The organism is Ectobacillus ponti (genome assembly GCF_024294785.1).
Taxonomy (GTDB): Bacteria; Bacillota; Bacilli; order Bacillales; family Bacillaceae_G; genus Ectobacillus; species Ectobacillus ponti.
This window is the reverse complement of sequence record NZ_JANCLT010000001.1, coordinates 578,372-599,631: the sequence shown is the minus strand read 5'-3', so window position 1 is coordinate 599,631 and position 21,260 is coordinate 578,372. Positions and strand designations below refer to the sequence as shown.

At 52.4% G+C, this 21,260-nt stretch carries 24 protein-coding genes and 1 other annotated feature; of the genes, 19 read left to right on the top strand and 5 right to left on the bottom strand.

Features of this window, described 5'->3' with window-relative positions; all coding sequences use genetic code 11:
- Positions 1-2 precede the first annotated feature (2 nt).
- Both NK662_RS03075 and NK662_RS03070 read left to right on the top strand, forming a co-directional pair.
- Entirely contained in the window at positions 3-518 is a 516-nt protein-coding gene (locus NK662_RS03075; RefSeq protein WP_254757227.1) for a QcrA and Rieske domain-containing protein, read from the top strand.
- A complete protein-coding gene (locus tag NK662_RS03070) occupies positions 511-705 on the top strand; it encodes a hypothetical protein (protein WP_254757225.1) in 195 nt (64 codons plus the stop codon). The genes NK662_RS03075 and NK662_RS03070 overlap by 8 nt, the downstream gene beginning before the upstream one ends.
- A 217-nt stretch (positions 706-922) precedes the next feature.
- Here the strand turns inward: NK662_RS03070 and NK662_RS03065 are convergent, their stop codons facing one another.
- Positions 923-1,438 (bottom strand): gamma carbonic anhydrase, encoded by a 516-nt coding sequence (locus NK662_RS03065; RefSeq protein WP_254757224.1) that lies wholly within the window; start codon positions 1,436-1,438, stop codon positions 923-925.
- A gap of 75 nt (positions 1,439-1,513) precedes the next feature.
- Here NK662_RS03065 and NK662_RS03060 point away from each other — a divergent pair, with 75 nt between their 5' ends.
- Both NK662_RS03060 and tbcS read left to right on the top strand, forming a co-directional pair.
- On the top strand, positions 1,514-2,314 hold the full coding sequence (locus NK662_RS03060; RefSeq protein ID WP_254757223.1) for an alpha/beta hydrolase: 801 nt from the start codon (positions 1,514-1,516) through the stop codon (positions 2,312-2,314).
- Positions 2,311-3,366: a tetraprenyl-beta-curcumene synthase gene (tbcS, locus tag NK662_RS03055; RefSeq protein ID WP_254757221.1), complete on the top strand. Its 1,056-nt coding sequence runs from the start codon at positions 2,311-2,313 to the stop codon at positions 3,364-3,366. Before NK662_RS03060 ends, tbcS begins: the two co-directional genes overlap by 4 nt.
- Before the next feature lie 70 nt (positions 3,367-3,436).
- Here tbcS and mnmM read toward each other — a convergent pair whose 3' ends face one another.
- Positions 3,437-4,009 (bottom strand): tRNA 5-(aminomethyl)-2-thiouridylate-methyltransferase MnmM, encoded by a 573-nt coding sequence (gene mnmM, locus NK662_RS03050; RefSeq protein WP_254757219.1) that lies wholly within the window; start codon positions 4,007-4,009, stop codon positions 3,437-3,439.
- A complete protein-coding gene (gene mnmL / locus NK662_RS03045; protein ID WP_438503585.1) occupies positions 4,006-4,998 on the bottom strand; it encodes a tRNA modification radical SAM protein MnmL/YtqA in 993 nt (330 codons plus the stop codon). Before mnmL ends, mnmM begins: the two co-directional genes overlap by 4 nt.
- Positions 4,999-5,071: 73 nt before the next feature.
- On the opposite strand from mnmL, the gene NK662_RS03040 reads away from it, so the two are divergent.
- The 12 genes from NK662_RS03040 (at position 5,072) to NK662_RS02985 (ending at position 15,375) form a co-directional block, all read left to right on the top strand.
- Entirely contained in the window at positions 5,072-5,335 is a 264-nt protein-coding gene (locus tag NK662_RS03040; RefSeq protein ID WP_254757215.1) for a DUF2524 family protein, read from the top strand.
- Positions 5,336-5,656: 321 nt separating this feature from the next.
- Complete coding sequence (locus NK662_RS03035; RefSeq protein ID WP_254757213.1) at positions 5,657-5,803, top strand: glycogen biosynthesis protein GlgD; 147 nt, start codon at positions 5,657-5,659, stop codon at positions 5,801-5,803.
- A 155-nt stretch (positions 5,804-5,958) separates the two neighbouring features.
- Positions 5,959-6,969: a DUF3231 family protein gene (locus NK662_RS03030; protein WP_254757211.1), complete on the top strand. Its 1,011-nt coding sequence runs from the start codon at positions 5,959-5,961 to the stop codon at positions 6,967-6,969.
- A 307-nt stretch (positions 6,970-7,276) separates the two neighbouring features.
- The gene (locus tag NK662_RS03025) at positions 7,277-8,458 is read left to right on the top strand and encodes an MDR family MFS transporter (protein WP_254757209.1); all 1,182 of its coding nucleotides are present in this window, start codon (positions 7,277-7,279) and stop codon (positions 8,456-8,458) included.
- Positions 8,459-8,525: 67 nt separating this feature from the next.
- Positions 8,526-8,739 (top strand) — a binding site (T-box leader).
- 48 nt (positions 8,740-8,787) lie between these two features.
- Positions 8,788-11,196, top strand: coding sequence for a leucine--tRNA ligase (gene leuS / locus NK662_RS03020; RefSeq protein ID WP_254757207.1), 2,409 nt, complete (start codon positions 8,788-8,790; stop codon positions 11,194-11,196).
- Between the two features lie 612 nt (positions 11,197-11,808).
- A complete protein-coding gene (gene nhaC / locus NK662_RS03015; protein ID WP_279663332.1) occupies positions 11,809-13,188 on the top strand; it encodes a Na+/H+ antiporter NhaC in 1,380 nt (459 codons plus the stop codon).
- A 27-nt stretch (positions 13,189-13,215) separates the two neighbouring features.
- Positions 13,216-13,944 carry an alpha/beta hydrolase gene (locus NK662_RS03010; RefSeq protein ID WP_254757203.1) on the top strand — a complete coding sequence of 243 codons (729 nt, stop codon included), beginning with the start codon at positions 13,216-13,218 and terminating at the stop codon, positions 13,942-13,944.
- A gap of 67 nt (positions 13,945-14,011) precedes the next feature.
- The gene (locus NK662_RS03005) at positions 14,012-14,317 is read left to right on the top strand and encodes a rhodanese-like domain-containing protein (protein ID WP_254757201.1); all 306 of its coding nucleotides are present in this window, start codon (positions 14,012-14,014) and stop codon (positions 14,315-14,317) included.
- Positions 14,318-14,384: 67 nt separating this feature from the next.
- A complete protein-coding gene (locus NK662_RS03000; protein ID WP_254757199.1) occupies positions 14,385-14,612 on the top strand; it encodes a hypothetical protein in 228 nt (75 codons plus the stop codon).
- A gap of 9 nt (positions 14,613-14,621) precedes the next feature.
- Positions 14,622-14,876: a hypothetical protein gene (locus NK662_RS02995; protein WP_254757197.1), complete on the top strand. Its 255-nt coding sequence runs from the start codon at positions 14,622-14,624 to the stop codon at positions 14,874-14,876.
- A gap of 90 nt (positions 14,877-14,966) precedes the next feature.
- The gene (locus tag NK662_RS02990; protein ID WP_254757195.1) at positions 14,967-15,191 is read left to right on the top strand and encodes a DUF2553 family protein; all 225 of its coding nucleotides are present in this window, start codon (positions 14,967-14,969) and stop codon (positions 15,189-15,191) included.
- Between the two features lies 1 nt (position 15,192).
- Entirely contained in the window at positions 15,193-15,375 is a 183-nt protein-coding gene (locus tag NK662_RS02985; protein WP_254757193.1) for a sporulation protein Cse60, read from the top strand.
- 19 nt (positions 15,376-15,394) lie between these two features.
- Here NK662_RS02985 and NK662_RS02980 read toward each other — a convergent pair whose 3' ends face one another.
- Entirely contained in the window at positions 15,395-16,657 is a 1,263-nt protein-coding gene (locus tag NK662_RS02980; protein WP_254757191.1) for a BaiN/RdsA family NAD(P)/FAD-dependent oxidoreductase, read from the bottom strand.
- A gap of 133 nt (positions 16,658-16,790) precedes the next feature.
- On the opposite strand from NK662_RS02980, the gene NK662_RS02975 reads away from it, so the two are divergent.
- Complete coding sequence (locus NK662_RS02975; protein WP_254757189.1) at positions 16,791-18,440, top strand: putative polysaccharide biosynthesis protein; 1,650 nt, start codon at positions 16,791-16,793, stop codon at positions 18,438-18,440.
- Positions 18,441-18,474: 34 nt separating this feature from the next.
- Entirely contained in the window at positions 18,475-19,197 is a 723-nt protein-coding gene (locus NK662_RS02970; RefSeq protein ID WP_254757187.1) for a pseudouridine synthase, read from the top strand.
- Between the two features lie 83 nt (positions 19,198-19,280).
- Here NK662_RS02970 and NK662_RS02965 read toward each other — a convergent pair whose 3' ends face one another.
- A complete protein-coding gene (locus tag NK662_RS02965; RefSeq protein ID WP_254757185.1) occupies positions 19,281-19,502 on the bottom strand; it encodes a DeoR family transcriptional regulator in 222 nt (73 codons plus the stop codon).
- A 309-nt stretch (positions 19,503-19,811) separates the two neighbouring features.
- On the opposite strand from NK662_RS02965, the gene pepV reads away from it, so the two are divergent.
- Entirely contained in the window at positions 19,812-21,209 is a 1,398-nt protein-coding gene (gene pepV / locus NK662_RS02960) for a dipeptidase PepV (protein WP_254757183.1), read from the top strand.
- Positions 21,210-21,260 lie beyond the last annotated feature (51 nt).

The following is a 21,260-nucleotide window of genomic DNA, read 5'->3' as shown; positions in this document are numbered from 1 at the left end:
ACATGAGTAAACGTCAAAAGCCGGAAACGGAACATGATATGAGCAACTTAATTGATAACCTGAAGCGTGTGGATGATGTGAAATATAACCGCCGCGCCTTCATTAAGTCCATGACAGGCGCCACTGTGGCGCTTGGCCTGGCAACTCTGCCATTCCAAATTGCGGGCGCAAAAAAGAAGGCCGATCAGGAAGCAAGAGTCAAGATTGCGGAACTGTCTTCCCTGCCAAAGGGTGCGTCCACAACCTTCAGCTATCCGACTGAAGGAGATACGGCCATTCTCGTGCATACAGTCGAGGGTGAGCTTGTAGCTTATAATAATAAATGTACACACCTGCAATGTCCGGTGTTTTATGAAAAAGAACGCGATATCCTCGTCTGCCCATGCCACCGCGGCTTCTTCGACATCAAGACGGGTCACCCTGTGGAAGGGCCGCCGCAGCGTGAGCTCCCGCTGATTGAGCTCGAGGTGCAGGATGGCAAGGTGTACGCGGTGGGAAGGAAGTACCGCCATGAATAAGCGGACTTGGATTGTGATTATTTTGGCTGCGTTGATTATCAATATCGTGTCGCTGCAGATGACAATTGAAGCCTACTACGGTCGTGAATACAGCCTCGTAACCAGCATGACGATTGTAAGCCTCATCTCTGTTGCAGTCACGGTGATCGCTTATTTCAACTGGCATAAGCTGGAGTATAGAAAGTGAAAAAACAAGCCTCCGGAGGTTTCCCGGAGGCTTGTTTGCGTTCAGGCAGAGGCTTTAGGGCATGGATTGAGCGTGAAAGCATGAGAGATTCCTCCGTTTCCACTGAGTAGTTTTACAGGTTCTATGATAAGAAACAGATGTTGAGTGGATGCTAAGACTATGTAAAAGTAAGATGAAAAGTACAAAACCCGGAAAGCGAAGCTTTCCGGGCCAATCTTCAGCGCTGTTGGATGCTCTTGTAAAATTGTCCCTTCTCCACATACTCGCGGCGGATGCGCGCCATGTCCTTGCGATCTTCCTCCGTCAGCTCGCGTACCACCTTGGCCGGACGGCCGAATGCCAAGGTATTTGGCGGAATGACTTTGCCTTGCGGTACGAGGCTGCCGGCGCCGATAAAGGCTCCCTCGCCAATTTCAGCTCCGTCCAGCACAATGGAGCCCATGCCGATGAGGGCGTCTTTCCGGATGGTGCAGCTATGTAGAATCACCTGATGCCCCACTGTTACGTCATCCTCCAGAATAAGCGGATATTTGGGGCTTTGGTGCAGTGTGCATTGGTCCTGCACATTGACGCGGTCACCGATGATGGTCGGCGATACATCACCGCGGATGACCGTGTTGAACCAGATGCTCGCCTGCTCGCCGATTGTCACATCCCCGGTGATTGTGACATAATCAGCTATAAAGGCGCTTTCAGCAATGTTTGGATGTTTTTCTTTATATGGATATATCATGTGGAATCCCCCTTTTAGTTGCTTAGCTATAGTGTAGCAAACTTTTGCATGAGATGAGAATAGGAGTGGTGCAAGATGTGGAAGCGGGAGGCTGAACAAGCAAAAGGCGTCATTGTGATCGTGCATGGAGCCATGGAGCATCATGGCCGCTATCTGAAGCTGGCTGATCAGTGGTTGACGGAAGGGTATCATGTCATCATGGGCGACCTGCCGGGCCATGGCACCACAACGCGCAACCGGGGGCATATTGACAGCTTTGATGAATATATACATACGGTGCACGAGTGGGTGAAGGCTGCCGAAGACTACCGCCTGCCGCTCTTTCTGCTCGGCCACAGCATGGGCGGCCTGATTGTCATCCGTTTTCTGCAGGAAATCCACAAAACGGTACAGGGAGTCGTTTTGACATCGCCATGCCTGGGAATTGCGACAGGACCGGGGGCACCGCTCAGGGCAGCGGCCAAGATGCTGAATGTGGTAAAGCCGGATGTCAAATTTCCGTCAAACCTGACGGTAGAAATGGCAACCCGCAACAAGGAAATCCGTGATGAAATGGAGAACGATTCCTTATATCTGCAGAAGGTGTCTGTCCGCTGGTATACCGAACTGCTGCGCGGGATGGAGGAGGCCCATGAGCAAATCCGCCGTTTTCCGGATGTGCCGCTGTTCATCATGCAGGCGTGTGAAGATAAGATTGTGGACCGGACAATGGTGCGGAAGTGGTTCGACCAGTCCCCCATCAGCAATAAGGCTTATAAGGAGTGGCGCGGCTGCTACCACGAACTGTTCAATGAGTATGAAAGTGCGCAGGTCTTTGCGTTTGCCAAATATTTCATGGAAGCACAATTGAGTTTGTGGAGAGGTGAGAGCACTTGAGAGTTCCGACAAACCCTGTTTCATTGATGACAAAGGTGTATCGGGGAGTCAAGCCCCTGGTGCACGGCGAACTGGGCCGCTGGAAGGAGCGGGCGGCCCGGATTCCAAATGAGGAGCTGCGCAGGCAGGCGCTGGCGAGCATTGAGCATAAGACCTTCCATTGTGAGGGCGGCGGCATTTTATCCTTGCTGGCAGGCCGGGAACAGGAGGCGTGCGTCCGCTTTATTTGCGCTTACCAAACCATCAGCGACTATCTCGACAATTTATGTGATCGGAGCACCTCGTTGGATCCGGTTGATTTTGAGGCGCTGCACGAATCCATGCTGCACGCTTTGACACCCGGTGCCCCGCTGAAACATTATTATCGCTTCCGTGAGGAGCAGGATGACGGCGGCTACCTGGCCGCTTTGGTGGAAACATGCCAGGAGGTGCTGCAGCAAACAAAGCATTACCCGAAAATTTCTGCTGTACTGCACGAGCTGGCAGCCTACTATTGTGATTTGCAAGTACATAAGCATGTGCAATTTGAGGAGCGTGAACCGCGGCTGCAGTCGTGGTTCAACCGCCATCGCATCAATCTGCCGCAAATGGAATGGTATGAGTTCTCTGCTTGTGCCGGCTCTACACTGGGGATTTTTTGCCTCGTGGCATATTCCTTCCATCAGGAATTAAGTGAAGAGCAGATTCAGAAGATTCGTGAGGGCTATTTCCCGTACATGCAGGGGCTTCATATTCTGCTTGATTATTTTATTGATCAGGAGGAGGACCGCGCCGGCGGCGATCTCAATTTCTGCAGCTATTATGAAAATCGGGCCGAAACCTTGGATCGGCTGAAGCACTTTGTCACGGAAACGGACCGCAGCCTGGAGGGGCTGCCGCATTCCCGCTTCCACAAGCTGATCAGCCGCGGGCTGCTGGGGTTGTATCTGTCTGACCGCAAAGTGACGGAGCAGGCGGAGATGCAGGAGATGGCGAAGCGGATTGTGAAGTATGGCGGCTTGACCTCCTATTTCTTTTATATTAATGGCAAGCTGTACCGCAAGCTTGGATGAAGCGGGAAAGTGTAAGATAAACCCGAAAAAAGTGTAAGATATCGCAAAAGCCAGGGGCTGCCCCCTGGCTTTATCGTTTTTCAATTGCGATGATGAACGGCGGGTTGTTCTGCTGGTTGATGAATTGGTAGCGCAGCACATGGGCCGCCTGCTGATCCAGGCCTTCTGCAAAACGGATGACTTCATCGCGCTCCAGCTGTCCCTCCGGATGGCCGTGATAGATGACGAGCACAATAATTCCTTCCGGTGCCATGACCTCAAGCAGCTGCCGAATGGCGCTGATGGTGGAATTCGGTTTCGTCACTACAGCCTTGTCACCGCCCGGCAAATAACCGAGGTTAAAAACAGCCCCGGTTACACGGCCTTTGGCATCTGCAGGCAGCAGCTCAAGCAGCCGATCGTGGCTCTCCAAAAATAAAGCGGCTTGTCCGGCCAAACCGCGCTCCTGCAGGCGGGCTGACGTGCTTTCGAGAGCCTGTTGCTGAATGTCAAAGGCAAACACCAAGCCATCAGCTCCAACAAGCTCCGCCAGAAAGGCAGTATCATGTCCGTTGCCCATGGTGGCATCCACTGCATAGCTGCCGGGCGTTACGGCTGTCTGCAGCAGCGTGCGGGCAAAGGGGAGAATTCGTTCCAGCTTCATACATGCACCTCCGCAAATTTACCCTGCCAGGAATCGCGGCGCACCAGCTCCGCGTCAATGCCGTTCAGCACATCCCATTTTCTGAGGCTCCACATTGGGCCGATCATGAGGTTTGCCGGGCCGTCACCGGTAATGCGGTGAATGATGACCTCCGGCGGCAGGATTTCCAGCTGGTCTGCCACCAGTCGGATGTACTCTTCCTGTGACAGAAATTCCAGCATTCCTTTTTCATATTGCTTTACCATCGGCGTCCCCTTCAACAGGTGGAGCAGGTGGATTTTTATGCCTTGAATATCCAGCTTGGCGACCTCTTTGGCGGTCGTCATCATCATGTCATAGCTTTCGAGCGGCAGCCCGTTGATGATGTGGGAGCAGACGCGGATGTTATGCTTGCGCAGCTTTTCCACGCCGCGGACATAGGTCTCGTAGTCGTGGGCACGGTTAATCAGCATGGCGGTGCGCTCATGCACGGTTTGGAGGCCGAGTTCCACCCATAGATACGTGCGCTCGTTCAGCTCTGCCAGGTACTCCACTACATCATCCGGCAGACAGTCCGGGCGGGTGGCAATGGACAAGCCCACCACACCTTCCTCGCGCAGCACAGGCTCATACGTCTCCTTCAGTAGATGCAAGGGCGCATGCGTATTCGTGAAGGCTTGGAAGTACGCCATATACTTGCCGCTTTTCCATTTCTCATGCATTTTCGCTTTTACGTCCTGAAACTGTGTGATGACATCCTCTTTCCGGTTGCCGGCAAAATCACCGGACCCGGCCGCGCTGCAGAAGGTGCAGCCGCCATAGGCAACCGTGCCGTCCCTGTTCGGGCAGTCGAAGCCCGGGTCCAGTGATACCTTGAACACCTTTTCCCCGAATGTCTGGCGGAGATGGTAATTCCATGTATGATAGCGTTTGTTGTCGTTGGAATAGGGAAACGGGTTATGCACAGTGTTTCCTCCCTCTATGTGAAAACTAATACAAGCATCATCCATTATAGCACCCGCTCATACCCTTTGCATTATTGGGGACAATAAACGCGACAAGAACCACAGAGGAGGCTTTCCAATGACAACTCGTCAATCACTGGAGCAATATATCAATACGGCCGAGCAAGCCATCCAGTATGCCCAAAAGCAGCTGGAGGAGGGCATGCGGCAGGAGCACCATAACCAGATGGAATACAGCGATGCCCAGCAGCAGCTGGAGCAGGCTGTGATTGGGCTGGAGAATTTGGAGCACAGCGCCAACGAGGATCAGCGTGAGCGCATCGAACGCGCCTTGATCCAAATGCGCCACCTCCAGCACCAAATGATTGTCACCCTGCACTAAGAAAAGCGGAAGCAGCCCGGTCAGCCATCCGAAGGGAATGGTTCTGTCCCGCAAAGGCGCTTTTTGCCTGTTATGCGGGCAGGTTCTTCCCTGGCAGATGGCTGGCTGCTGCAGCTGGACACTAAGAAAAGCGGAACCGGCTCGTTCAGCCCACCGAAGGGAGGTTCTGGCCGCTAACAGGCGCTTTTTGCCTGTTATGCGGGCAGGTTCTCCCTGGCAGTGGGCCAGCCGGTGCAGCTGGACACCAGAAAAGCGGAACCGGCTCATTCAGCCCAGGCAGAGAGCTGTCCGGCGCAACTGCAATAAGAAAGGAGAATGAATATGGCAACCCGTTCTGACAAAAACAACCCGGAACAAAAAACACAAAACGGCAGCAATCCGGAATACTCCAACCCAAACGACCCGATTGTGAAGTCCAAGCAGCAGTACGCAAAGCAAGGACAGCCGCAAAGATCCAAGACAAAGTAAGCCCCGGCATGCCGGGGCTTTTACCTGTCCATCATTTGGACAGGATATCGCATAAGTGAAATGGACTAAACTTTCAAGAAAAGGGCTGGCATGTGGATGGAATAAATGGTGTTTGGACAACAATATGGGGTAGAGACCATGTGAGGAGGATCGAAATGGAGCATCAAGAGCATACCCAGTTGACCAGTGCGGAGATTGCCGAACTGTGGAGTATTTATATGAATGACAGCGCCATGGCCTGCGTACTGACGCACTTTGCCGAGACGGTGGAGGACGAGGAAGTAAGACCGCGGATGCAGCAGGCTTTGATGATAGCGAAACAGAATATGGAAGATGTGGAGCGCATCTTTGAACAGGAAGAAATTTTGCCGCCGCATGCTTTTCCAATTAAGCAGCATGTTGTGAAGGGGACGCCGCGCCTGTTCAGCGATGTGTTCTATCTGACCTTCGTTTTGCATGGAAGCCGGACAGCCATGGCAACACATGCAGCAGCCATTACAATGGCTGCCCGCAAGGATCTCAGTGATATGTTCCGCGTCTTTTTTGATCGCGCTTACGAACTGCATATCAGTGTGCGGGATGTCATGCAGGCGAAGGGAGTCTATGTCCGGTCTCCGCAGATTACATATCCCCGCCAGTTGGATTACGTACAAAAAACAAGCTTCATGGGCGGGTATTTCGGCAAGAAACGGCCGCTGTTGGCGGTGGAAGTGGCGCATTTATACATGACGGGCTTAAACAATGAAATCGGCCGTTCCATCTGCATCGGCTTTGCCCAAGTGAACAAAGATCCGCAGCTGCAGCAATACTATGCACGCGGCGTTCAGTTTACAAAAGGAATCGTGGAGCATGTGCATGAAGCACTGATGGACAGCGATGTGATTTATCCGACCACCTGGGATGTCAATGTGACGGATTCTACCATTTCGCCGTTCTCTGATTCGTTGATGCTGTATGTGGTAACCGGGCTTGCCGGACTGGGAATTACGGTGTATGGCGCGGCCCTGTCCACCTCAATGCGCCGAGATCTTGGTTCGATGTATGCCAGCTTTATCAACAAGGCCGCCCATTTTGCCGAAGATGGGCTGGAGCTGTTAATCAATCGGGGGTGGATGGAGCAGCCGCCGCGTGTAAATGACCGAAAAAAGCTGATGGGACAAGACTGAGAGGGGCATGATGCCGCTCTCTTTTTTGTTGGGAGGGACTCCTGCATCTCAGTAACCTCCCTTCTGTAGGCTGAACGGGCCGATTCTACTTTTCTGGTGTCCAGCTACGGGGGCTGGCTTGCTGCCAGGGAGAACCTGCCACTATAAAAGGTAAAAAGCGCCTTTTAAGTGTCAGAACCTCCTTCTGCAAGCCGAAAGAGCCCCCTCCGCTTTTCTTGGTGTCAGCATTTCTTACCGGTTGCCAATGGTTTGCAAAAGGCATACAATCGTAATGTTGCATATGTACGAGGAATAGGGGGGATGAAGAGTGCCGAAGAAGGTATGGCTGTTGGTAATCGGTATGGTTATTAACGTAACGGGCTCTTCTTTTTTATGGCCGTTCAACTCCATTTACATGCATGACCATCTCGGGCAGTCACTGTCAGTGGCCGGCACGGTGCTGATGCTGAACTCGTTGACAGGCGTGTTCGGGAATCTGATCGGCGGGATCATGTTTGATAAATGGGGTGGCTACAAAGCGATTTTGAGCGGTATTTTCATTACATTGGCAGCTGTGGCCGGACTGGTGCTGCATCACGAATGGCCGGCGTATGTGGTTTGGATGGCGGTCATCGGGTTTGGTTCCGGCATGGTGTTTCCGTCCATGTACGCCATGATTGGCGCTGTCTGGCCGGAGGGCGGCCGGCGCGCCTTCAGCGCCATGTATGTGGCGCAGAACATGGGGGTTGCGGTCGGTTCTGCTCTCGGCGGGCTGGTGGCGTCCTATAAAATTGAATATATTTTTGCAGCAAACCTGATGTTGTATCTTGTTTTTCTCTTCATTGCCCTTTCCGGCTTCCGCGGCATTCAGGCCATGCCGGAGAAGAAGGCGAAAGAGAAGCAACGGGGCTGGAAGCTGACGCCGTCCATGCAGGCGCTGCTCATGCTGTCTACAGGCTATATGTTCGCCTGGATGGCGTATACTCAATGGCAGGCGACCATTTCCACCTACATGCAGTCCCTGCACATCAGCCTGAAGTCCTACAGTTTGCTTTGGACGATTAATGGAGCGATGATTGTACTGGCTCAGCCGTTCATCACATGGCTGGTGCAGAAGCTGAAGTGGACCTTGAAGCAGCAGGTGCTGGCAGGCACGCTCATTTTCATTGCTTCCTTCTTGATTGTCGCGCAGGCGGAGCAGTTTTCCATGTTTTTGGCGGCAATGGTTGTGCTGACGATTGGTGAAATGTTTGTCTGGCCGGCAGTGCCGACCATCGCGAACACCTTGGCGCCGGAAGGGAAAATCGGATTTTATCAGGGGCTCGTCAACAGCGCGGCAACCGGGGGGCGGATGTTTGGGCCGGTGCTCGGCGGCATTATTGCGGATGTCTACAGCATGCATGTATTATTTTTCGTGATGATGGCGATGCTTGTAGTATCTATGGCTGTGATGGGTGTGTACGATCAGAAGCTGAAGGCGAAGCAAGCAGACCGGCATGTGGCGATGTAAGGCAGTTCGCTTTTTTGGGTTTGACGGAACATACGCAATGTTTTAGAATAAGATACATGTAAAATAAGCAATGACAGTGACAAGGAGCAGTAGAAGCAAAGAAACGGCCCAGAGAGTTGACGGATGGTGGGAGTCAACCCGTATTCTGCTTTGAACTCGCCTTGGAGTTGCAGCTGTGAATGGAGTAGCGGCTGCCGTTTGTCCACGTTACGGATATTGAGCGGGCGCATGTTGCGCCAATCAGGGTGGTACCGCGGGAATCTCAGACTCTCGTCCCTTTACAGGGATGGGAGTCTTTTTGCGTTGGTACGAAGAAGGAGGAATTTGGAATGAGCTTCAATCACAATGAGATTGAAAAGAAGTGGCAGGCGTATTGGGAAGAGAACAAAACGTTCCGCACGCCGGATGACAATGGCAAACCAAAATTCTATGCGTTGGATATGTTCCCGTATCCATCCGGTGCCGGGCTGCACGTCGGCCATCCGGAGGGCTATACAGCAACAGATATCCTGTCCCGCATGAAGCGCATGCAGGGCTACAATGTACTGCATCCAATGGGCTGGGACGCGTTCGGCCTGCCGGCTGAGCAGTATGCTTTGGATACAGGCAACAGCCCGGCTGAATTTACGGAGAAGAACATCAACACGTTCCGCAGCCAAATTAAAGCGCTTGGCTTCTCCTACGACTGGGACCGGGAAGTAAATACGACGGATCCGGATTATTACAAGTGGACGCAATGGATTTTCTTGAAAATGTATGAGAAGGGCCTGGCATACATTGACGAAGTGGCGGTAAACTGGTGTCCGGCACTCGGCACTGTTTTGGCAAACGAAGAGGTCATCGACGGCAAGAGTGAGCGCGGCGGCCACCCTGTTGAGCGCCGTCCGATGAAGCAGTGGGTATTGCGCATTACCGAGTATGCGGACCGTTTGCTTGAGGATCTGGAGGAATTGGATTGGCCGGAAAGCCTCAAGGATATGCAGCGCAACTGGATCGGCCGTTCCGAGGGAGCGGAAATTACATTCGGCATTGACGGCGCAGAGGGCACGTTCACTGTATTCACAACGCGTCCGGACACATTGTTCGGCGCAACCTACGCGGTATTGGCGCCGGAGCACGCGCTGGTTGAAAGCATTACAACACCTGAGCAAAAGGCAGCTGTGGAAGCATATCTCAATGAAGTGAAGCTAAAGAGCGATTTGGAGCGCACGGATTTGGCGAAGGATAAGACAGGCGTATTCACAGGTGCATATGCGATTAATCCGGTAAACGGCGAGAAAATGCCGATCTGGATTGCAGACTATGTGCTGGCAAGCTACGGCACAGGTGCCATCATGGCGGTGCCGGCGCATGATGAGCGCGACTATGAGTTTGCGAAGAAATTCCAGCTGCCGATCAAAGAGGTTGTGGAAGGCGGCGACGTCACGAGGGAAGCCTACACAGGCGACGGCAAGCATGTGAACTCCGATTTCTTGAACGGCACGAACAAAGAGGAAGGCATTCATGCGATGATCGCTTGGCTGGAGGAGAAGGGCATCGGCACGAAGAAGGTTACATACCGTCTGCGTGACTGGCTGTTCAGCCGCCAGCGCTATTGGGGCGAGCCGATTCCGATCATCCATTGGGAAGACGGCACCATGACGGCAGTACCTGAAGAAGAGCTGCCATTGGTGTTGCCGAAGACGGAAAACATCCGTCCATCCGGCACGGGAGAATCTCCATTGGCGAACGTTGAGGACTGGGTGAACGTAGTGGACCCTGCCACAGGCAAAAAAGGGCGCCGCGAAACAAACACAATGCCGCAATGGGGCGGCAGCTGCTGGTACTACTTGCGCTACATTGATCCGAAAAACAGCGACAAGCTGGCCGATCCGGAAAAGCTGAAGCACTGGCTGCCGGTTGACGTGTACATCGGCGGTGCCGAGCATGCGGTCTTGCACCTGTTGTACGCGCGCTTCTGGCACAAGTTCCTGTACGACTTGGGTGTGGTGCCGACGAAGGAGCCATTCCAGAAGCTGTTCAACCAAGGAATGATTCTCGGCTCCAACAATGAGAAAATGAGTAAGTCCAAGGGCAACGTCGTGAACCCGGATGACATCGTGGAGAGCCATGGCGCAGATACACTTCGTTTGTACGAAATGTTCATGGGGCCGTTGGAGGCTTCCATCGCCTGGTCTGAAACAGGACTGGACGGTGCACGCCGCTTCCTGGACCGCGTATGGCGCTTGTTTGTCGGGGAAACCGGCGAACTGAACGCGAAAATTGCGGATGCATCCGGCAAGTCACTGGAGCGCGTCTACCATCAGACGGTGAAGAAGGTGACGGAAGACTTCGAAGGCTTGCGCTTTAATACAGGCATTTCCCAGCTGATGGTATTCGTGAATGAAGCCTACAAGGCGGAGATTGTACCGGTGGAATATGCAGAGGGCTTTGTGAAGCTTCTGTCCCCTGTTGCGCCGCACTTGGCCGAAGAGCTGTGGACGAAGCTTGGCCGCAGCGGCACCGTTTCCTACGAAACATGGCCGGCTTATGACGAAGCAAAGCTTGTGGAAGATGAAGTGGAAGTTGTGGTACAGGTAAACGGCAAGGTTCGGGCGAAGCTTGTTGTCGCAAAGGACGCAACCAAGGAGCAAATGGAAGAGCTGGCTTTGGCGCACGTACGCGAGCAAATTGAGGGCAAAACAGTCCGCAAGATTATCGCGGTGCCAGGCAAGCTGGTGAACGTTGTAGCGAACTGATGGAGAAAGGCTGACTGGTGTCAGCCTTTTTTCATTTGCCGGATCTCTCTTTTGATTTGATGGTTATGCACACGCATGTCCCGGTTGCCGCAGGAGAAGCTAAGAGAGACGAAAGGGGGGAGACAGCATGAGCAAGAAGAACAACAGCGGCCAGCGCCAGCCAAACTTCCAGGATTCCTCGAATTTCTCCAGCAACAAGCAGGACCAAATCAAGAAAGCGAAGAAAGTGGGCCGCTAATTCTGCAGCATGAGAACAGCATCTATTCATTCGTTTATTCAGCTTATTTCTGTGAGAGGAATAATCTCTTGACAGTTTTCTGGGATAATAATAAGCTTGGTAACAAGAAACAGCCGGCTGTTTTACCATTGCAATTGAATGAAACAAATATATAGTCTGTTTGGCAGACCCGAGTAGAGGAGCGATTGGCAGCACACAGAGACTGGATGGTTGGTGAGAATCCAGGCGGCCGCTTCTTCGAATTACACCTGCCGCGAAAGAACAGGTTTTGTAAGTGGATAAACATGATGTTTATCAAATAGGGTGGTACCGCGGAGCTCCTTCGTCCCTAGTGGCGAAGGGGCTCTTTGTATGTTTCGGAGAGGAGAAACACTATGCAGAAAGAACCAGTTTTACAAATAAAAACATCAGAATCTCTTATTATAATGATTTTATTGTTGGGGGGGATGGGCATATCCGTTGTGAAATACAGCCTTGTGCCGCACACACCTATTGTGTTGGCCATTGTAGGCTTGCTCCTGTATGGGATGGCAAAAGGCGTTCCACTCCGCGTATTGGAGGATGGGATGACTGCAGGAGCCAAATCAGGTCTTGGCGCAGTGTTCCTGTTCTTCTTCATCGGTATGCTGATCAGCAGCTGGATGACCAGCGGAACCATTCCCACGTTTATCTACTGGGCGCTGGAATTGGCTGACGGCAAGCTGTTCTATGCTATTGTGTTTTTGATTACAGCAGCTGTCGGCATGAGCTTGGGAAGCTCTTTGACCACAGCAGCGACACTGGGCGTCGCCTTCATGGGGGTCAGTGACGCTTTGGGGCTTTCCGGCGCCGTTACGGCAGGGGCCATTGTTTCCGGTGCCTTCTTTGGCGATAAAATGTCGCCCTTGTCTGACACGACAAACCTTGCTTCCATGACTGTGGAGGTAGATTTGTTTGAACATATCAAAAATATGTGCTGGACCACCATTCCAGCCTTTCTGTTATCGCTGATTTCGTTTGCCATCCTGTCGCCGCGCGAGAACACAGGAAGCTTTGCCAAGATGGCCATCATTAGGCGCACCCTGCAGGATATGGGGTTGGTTCACTGGTACGCTCCCATTCCCTTCCTCATTCTGGTTGTGCTCGCATTGAAAAAGGCACCCGCCATCATGACGCTGTCGGCAGGCGTACTCTCTGCGGTTGCCATCAGCCTGATGAGCCAAAAGAGCATCGCATTCGGGTCTGCGCTGCAGCTGCTGTTCTCCGGCTACAAGGCGGAGAGCGGCGTTCCGGAAGTGGATGCCCTATTAAACAGGGGCGGGATGGAAAGCATGCTGTTTTCCATTTCCATTGTCCTGCTGGCGCTGGCTATGGGCGGATTGCTGTTCCAGTTAGGCATCATTTCAGCCCTGCTGAGTGGAATGACAGAGTCGCTGCGCCGCATCCCCCTGCTGATTTCGGCCACAGCTGTGGCAGCAGTCGGCATTAATTTTCTGGTCGGGGAGCAATATCTGTCCATTCTGCTACCGGGGAACGCGTTCAAGGATTTCTACCGCAGAGCCGGCTTGCAGGCCAAGAATCTCTCCCGGGTGCTTGAGGATGCGGGAACAGTGGTGAATCCGCTTGTGCCATGGGGGGTAAGCGGCGCATTTTTGGCAGGCGTTCTGGGTGTCTCTGCCGCTGAGTACGCACCATTCTCGTTCTTCTGTCTGTTGTCGCCTTTGCTCACAATTTTATACGGATTTGCCGGTTTATCAATCTCGCGGTTAAAATAGATTTATAACAAAACGGGAGGAAATGCTGTGAAAAAAGTGATCAAGCGTGTGCTCCTTACACTTGCAGCTCTGTTGGTTCTGGCGTTTAGCGGCTTCTATATTTGGTCGGAGCAAACCTATAAACCAACTGATGAGCTGTACACACTCGTGCCAAAGCAAGACATGGAACAGAACGGCGATTTTCTTGTCTTTCAGCCGAAGGAAGCAAAAAACATCGGCATTGTTTTGTACCCGGGAGCGAAGGTGGAGCCGGCCGCTTACAGCTACTATGCAAAGGGGCTGGCGGCAGCCGGATATACAGTCATCATTCCTCGGGTGGCCTTTCACTTTGCGCTGCTTGATGTGAACAAGGCGAAAGAAGCTATAGCGGCCTATCCATCTGTAAAGACATGGTATACAGCCGGGCACTCGTTGGGAGGGGTGGCGGCAGCCTCTTATGCGTATGGTCATCAAAAGGAAATTGCCGGGGTCATTTTTCTAGGCTCATACCCGGCGGCTTCCAATGATTTTTCGAAAACGGATGTGCCGATGCTGTCGCTGTATGCGGAATATGACGGCCTTTCCACAATCAGCAAGATTGATGATACAAAGCATTTGCTGTCCAAGAAGGCTGAGCTTTATGAAATACAAGGCGGCAATCACGCGCAGTTTGGTATATATGGCAAGCAAAAAGGTGATCATGACGCGAAAATTCCAGCCAAGCAGCAGCAGGATGAGATGATTGCCGCTACTGCAAACTGGCTCGCCGCGCAATGAGGGGGACACCCCTCTTTGCGAACGGCTGCGGAACTTGCTAGAATGGGAGAGAAAAGGAGTGAAGACAATGGAAGAGATCAAGGAGATTGCTCCGGAAGAGGTGCAGAAGCGCCTGGAGGCCGGTGAAACACTGTTTCTCGTGGATGTGCGCGAGGATGAGGAAGTGGCATACGGCAAGATTCCGGAGGCTGTACATATTAAAATGGGCGAGATTCCGGCAAAAACAGATTTGCTGGATAAGGATACAGAATATATCTTCATCTGCCGCAGCGGGATGCGCAGCGAAAATGTATGCCGGTATTTGAACAGCCTGGGCTACAAGACAGTCAATATGGCGGGCGGCATGCTCCAATATCAGGGCAAGACAGAGTAAAACTTGAAACGGCTCGTTTCAAGTTTTTTTTTTTTGCATATGGTATAGCAGGGAGGAGGGAGCGGCAGTGGCAGCATTCATTCACAAGCTGAATGTGTCAAACCAGCGTGGCAGCATGAATTTCGGCAATGGAGGAAACCTGCAGGATTTGAAGGTTTCCAAGACGTACAGCGGATCCGGCGGAAACAGCGATGCAACAATTCTTAACGGAAGACGGCAAAACGATGGCGGCACGCTGGCGGGTAGAGCGGCGGAGCAGCGGAACCGCAGCTTTCGCCGGCGGCGAAACCGATAGGAGGATGTTATGGGAGCTCGTATTAAGTGCTTTACCATTGAAAACAATTATGGAGCAATTTCGTATGGCGACAATCCGAAACGGGTCAGCATGGAGGCATCGAAAACATACAATGGCGCGACAGGCTTCACAGCACTCGATATTATTAACGGCCGGGTGGTGCGCAGAAGCGGCCGCCGCCTTACGGGAAGCAGCGCGGATACGGCTGCCGGAGACACGGGTACGTCAGATATGTCCACCGATGAATCCGGCGTGACCTTCTGACAGAGGGCTTGTAAAATTTTATAGCTGTATATCATAAATTTCACCTTCCCTAATACAATAAATCAAACCCGTATGAGGGGAGGGGGAAATGTGGGCAAAACATTGCGGATTGATATTACGGAGAAAGTGACGGCGAAGTTTAAGTCGGAGTACTTGGAGCTATATTCTCATAAATTTCGAATAGGTAAGCTGTATGTCCATGCAGCGGAGAAACGCTGTGAGCTTGAGGATGGCTATATTTATGAAGACGGCAGATTTTATCGGTTGATCAGCATGAGAAGAGACAGCAGCCCGTCTACTGAAGGATGGTGCTAATATGCTGCGTGTCAAAATCTTTGATGAGACACATGAGAAGGACCTGGAAGAGTCTGTGAATGGTTTTCTTAAAAAGCTGGATGAAAATAAGGTGATGGATATTAAATATCAGGTGGCAGTGTCCAATAATGACGAAGAAAACCAAATCTATTGCTTTTCAGCAATGATTGTATATAGAGCCTGACAGGGCGTCAGGCTCCCTTTTATTTGGCATGCAAGGCAGCCGTCATGCCGGCAATCCGTCCGGTCACGAGTGCCGCTGTAATATTGTAGCCGCCGGTGTAGCCGTGAATATCAAGAATTTCGCCGCAAAAATACAGGCCCTTCATGAGCTTTGAGCTCATTTCCTTCGGATTGACCTCCTTCACGGAAACCCCTCCGCCGGTGACAAAAGCCTTCTCGATCGACTGTGTTCCGTTTACAAGGAAGGTAAAGCCTTTTATATCCTTAACCAAGCTGCGGACAAGCTCATTGGAAAGCTGTCCCGCCGCTTGTGCCGGGTCCATGCCGTTCTTCTCAAGCAAAAACAGCAGATAGCGCTCCGGGAGAAGTCCTTTAAGGAGATTTTTCATCCCCTTTTTCGGCTCGTCCTTAATCATCTGGACCACCTGCTGGAACAATGGCTCCTCCTTGTCGGCAGGCATCGCGTCAATGCGGACCTCCACACGGTTTACTTTATATTTCTTCATCGTTTTAAGCACATACTGGCTGCAGCGCAGCGCCGCCGGGCCGGAGATGCCAAAGTGGGTGAACAGCATGTCCATCGTGTGTGTCTTCACCACTTTGCCTTTTGGATCGATGACGCTGAGGGCTGCCCCGCGCAGGGCCAAGCCCTGCAGGATGCGCTCGCGGATGAAGGGCTCATCGGATGTGATCGGCACCTCTGTCGGGAACAGCTCCGTGATCGTATGCCCGGCTTTTTCCGCCCAGGCATAGCCATCGCCTGTGGAGCCCGTGTGCGGCACAGATTTGCCGCCAACTGCGACGACCACATGCTGTACGGGAATGCGCTCACCGGAAGGAAGGATGACCGCACTTGTTTGCCCATTCTCATACTCCAGAGTTTCTACAGGCGTATTCGTCCGGACCTCCACCCGCAATTCACGCAGCCGCTGCAGCAGCGCATCCACAACAGACTGCGCCTTGTTGGAGACCGGGAACATGCGCCCGTGGTCTTCCTCCTTCAGCTGCACGCCGAGCTTCTCAAAAAACGCGATAATATCCTCGTTATTAAAAATGGAGAAGGCGCTGTACAGAAAGCGTCCGTTCCCCGGAATATGCTTCACGATTTCCTCTACAGGCAGCCGGTTCGTCACATTGCAGCGCCCACCGCCTGAGATGGCCAGCTTGCGCCCCAATTTATCGCCTTTATCCAACAGCAGCACCTTTGCCCCGTGCTCGGCTGCCCCAATGGCTGCCATGAGTCCGGATGGTCCGCCTCCAATTACTACTACATCGTATTTCATTTCTCATCACCTGCTTTACTTCTGCTACCAAAAAGAATAGCAGAAATACGGGGAAAAGAAAAATACACAGAATAGGAGTCCGTTTTCTTTTGTGGTACAATGAAACGGTTAGAAAGAAATGGGAGGCTATGGTATGTCCGATTCAAAGTTTCTGAGGGGCACGCTGATTGTGACGTTCGGAACATTTTTAGTGAAATTCTTGGGCATGATTTACGTATTTCCGTTCCACGCGCTCGTTGGCGAGAGCGGCGGGGCCCTGTATACGTACGGGTATGTGCCGTACACAATTTTTTTGAGCATCGCCACGGCAGGTGTGCCGCTCGCGGTCTCCAAATTCGTTTCCAAATATAATGCGCTTGGCGATTATGAGACAAGCCGGCGGATGTTCCGCTCCGGCATGAAGCTGATGATTGCAACGGGCATCTTGGCGTTTATCGTCCTTTATATGACAGCCCCGCTTTTTGCGGAGGTCATGCTGAACGGCAAAAAGCTGGAGAATTCGGTGGAGGAGGTCACGCTTGTCATCAGGCTGGTCAGCTTCGCTTTAATTGTCGTTCCGGCGGCCAGCCTGATCCGCGGTTTCTTTCAAGGGCATCAATCCATGGGGCCGACAACCGTCTCCCAGATTATTGAACAAATCATCCGGATAGCCATCCTGCTGGCGGGAAGCTTCGTAGTCATTAAAGTGATGAAGCAATCCATTGCCACGGCAGTCGGGGTGGCGACCTTTGCGGCCTTTGTGTCCGCTGTCGGGGCCTTGGCTGTGCTGATCTGGTACTGGCGCAAGCGCCGCCATCATATGGATGAGCTGCTGCAAAGCCAGACAGTGCCAGCTGCAGCTGTAAGCACAGGCCAGCTGTTCAAAGAGCTGTTTGCCTATGCTTTGCCCTACGTGATTGTCGGCTTAACGATTCCGCTGTACCAGCAAATTGATACGCTGACCTTTATTCGCGGCATGGAGGCGGCCGGGCAGGAGAAAATTGCCGAGGAAGCGCTGGGGATTTTCAGCATGTGGACACACAAGCTGATTATGATTCCCGTATCACTCGCCACGGCCTTCAGCCTGACACTGGTGCCTGCCATTACGAAATCCTTTACAGAAAACAACCGCACCGGACTGCACCGGCAGATTCTGCAGACCTTTCAGGTCAATACGTTCTTGACGCTGCCGGCTGTAGCAGGGATTTCTGTCCTTGCTTATCCGTTGTATTACGCGTTCTATTCGCATAATGAACTGGGCGGCCAAATCCTGATGTGGTATGCGCCTGTCGCTTTGCTGTTTGCGCTGTTTTCCATCACGGCTGCCATCTTGCAGGGCATCAATCAGCAGCGCCATGCCATTGTGGCGCTGGCCCTCGGCGTGACGCTGAAGGTGCTCTGCAATCTGCTGCTCATTCCGTATCTGCAGACAATCGGCGCCATCATTGGGACGGGACTTGGATTCTTGATCTCCATTTTGTATACAAACATGCAAATCAGCAAGAGCGTCCGCTTCGATTTTACGATGGTATACAAGCGCATGTTCCAGGTGGCGGTGCTGACAGCCGCGATGGGCATTGTGGTCAAGCTGCTGCAGTGGGGGCTTGCGCCAATCATTCCGTATGACGCGGGGCACCTGCGGGCAGCGCTTATGGTCATCATTTGTGCAGCTGCCGGGGTCGGTGTGTACGGCTTCCTGGCAATCCGTACCGGTGTCATGCAGCGTATATTCGGAGAAGAAGTTTTGGACAAACTAAAAGTACGCTTAGGCAGAAGATTAAAGATCAAAGCAAGAGGGGCGTAACAGCCCCTCTCTTACATAAGAAGGGTGAAGCGACATGAGAATTGACAAGATTTTAGCAAATATGGGCTATGGCAGCCGAAAGGAAGTCAAGAAGCTGCTCAAGGAAAGTGCGGTGCGCGTGGACGGCGAAGTCGTGAAGGATGCGAAGCAGCATGTGGATCCGGACCGGCAGGAGGTAACGGTATACGGCCAGGTGGTGGAGTATCGTGAGTATATCTACCTGCTGATGAACAAGCCGGCAGGCGTCATTTCTGCGACAGAGGACGATGTGCATGAGACAGTTATTGATATTCTGGAGCCGGAGGATGCCGTGTTCGAGCCGTTTCCGGTGGGCCGCCTGGATAAGGATACAGAAGGCTTGCTGCTGCTGACAAATGACGGCCACTTGTCGCACCAGCTTCTGTCGCCGAAAAAGCATGTGCCGAAGACGTACTATGCGCATGTGCGCGGCCGTGTAACAGAAGAGGACATGGAAGCATTCAAGCAAGGCGTCACATTGGATGACGGCTATGAAACAAAGCCGGCGGAACTGACCATCCTCAAGCCGGGGGAAATGTCTGAAATTGAACTTGTGATTACAGAGGGCAAGTTTCATCAGGTCAAGCGCATGTTCGAGGCAGTGGGCAAGAAGGTAATATACTTGAAGCGGACGAAAATGGGGCCGCTCGAGCTGGATGAGGACCTGGAGCTCGGACAGTACCGTGAATTGGACGAGGAAGAGGTCGCCATGCTCAAGGAGTACCGGATTGAGGAATAAAGCGCTGCGGCAACGGCTGCAGGCGTGCCAAAAAAAAGAAGGCTCTCCCGGGAGCCTTCCTATGTATGCGAATGTTAGTATCTTTATGAAGTAAGCCTTACTTTCTTTGCTGTTGTGGTCCACCGCCCGCGGCTTGGACTGCAAACTAAATTATTGAACTCGAGTACATTCAAATCCCGCTGAATGGTGCGTGGGGTGATGCCGAATTCCTCCACAAGGTCTTGTGTCGTGACAGTGCCCTTCTCACTGATGAACATGTAAATGGACTTAATGCGTGTCAGCATACGAGAAGTTGTAGATTTCAAAAGACCACTCCTCTACAGGTTTTTGTTGACCCAACAGACAAAGGAAAGCTATTTAATTTCATTGTACTCTATTACAGACTTTTCATTCCCCAATTCACGAAGACTTAACAGAATTGTAACGTTTGCTAGAATACAAAGAGGCGAAGCCGTATCTTTCTGTGCTTCATCTTTTCTTACTATTCTACATAAAATGTCGAAATCCTGCATCTATGTTCAAAAAATAGTTGAAAATCTTTTGGGATACAGATATTGACAGGCGCGGAATGTGTTTGTCATGATGAGAGAAGCGATTAAACGAGGTGAAAACATATGGAAATCAATTGGCTGAAAGAGGTAGAGAAACGCAAAGACACACTGATTGCCGATATACAGGCATTTCTGCAAATGAAAAGTGTTTGGGAAGAGGAAACCGCCCGGGAAGGCGCTCCGTTTGGCGAAGGGATCGCTGCAGCGCTGGAGCACTTGCTTGAAAAGGGAAAGCGTGACGGCTTCGCTGCCAAGAACCTGGAGGGCTATGCGGCTCACTTGGAAATGGGGCAGGGGGACGATCTGATCGGTGTTCTTTGCCATATTGATGTTGTGCCGGAGGGCGACGGCTGGTCCAGTGATCCGTACGGAGCCGAGATTCGCGAAGGGAAAATCTACGCCCGCGGCGCCATTGATGACAAAGGTCCCACCATGGCAGCCTATTATGCGATGAAAATCGTGAAGGAGCTTGGCCTGCCATTGTCCAAGCGTGTACGCATGATCATTGGCACAGATGAAGAGAGCCAGTGGCGCTGTGTGGACCACTATTTTGCGCATGAAGAAATGCCGGGCATGGGCTTTGCGCCGGATGCGGACTTTCCGATCATCAATGCGGAGAAGGGGATTTGCGACCTGTACCTTGTGCAGACTGGGGCGGGCGTGGCGGGCGGCTCTGCTGTGCTGAAGGAATTCTCTTCCGGCCGGCGCCTGAATATGGTTCCCGATTATGCGAAAGCAGTGGTGGAGACGGCACAAGCGGCCAGTCTGGCGGAGGCATACGGGCAGTATGTGCAGCAGCATGGCAGGAATGGACATGCAACTGCAGAGGGCAACACGCTCACGCTGGAAATGGAAGGCATCTCGGCCCACGGTTCCACACCCGAAAAAGGCATCAATGCAGGTCTGCAGCTGGCACAATTCCTGACGGGGGCGGATTTGGCGGATCAGGGAGCCGCTTTCGTGCAGTTTGCTGCACAGAAGCTTGCTGCAGATACTAGAGGAGACGCACTCGGCATACAATATGAGGATGAGATTACAGGCCCGCTTACAGTCAACATCGGCCGAATGTCCTATGATGAAGAGGCAGGGGGCACCTTCGGCCTGAACATCCGGTATCCTGTTACAACCGATTTGGAGGCAACGCTGCAAAGCCTGGCGCAGCATGCGGAGGGCTTTGCCATTCAGAATATGTCAGATTCCAAGCCGCATCATGTGGATAAGAATCACGTCCTCATCCAGACGCTGCAGCGGGTGTATACAGAGCAGACGGGAGAAGAGGCAGCGCTGCTGGCAATCGGCGGCGGCACATATGCCCGTTCCCTGAAAGCCGGAGTGGCATTCGGCCCGTTGTTCCCGGGAAAAGAGGAATTGGCGCATCAAAAGGATGAATACATTGAAATTGCTGATGTGGTAAAGGCGACTGCAATCTATGCACAGGCCATTTACGAGCTGGCAAAATAACGATCTGTAACAGGGGACTGTTTTTGGGAGCAGTCTCCTATCAAAATTTCA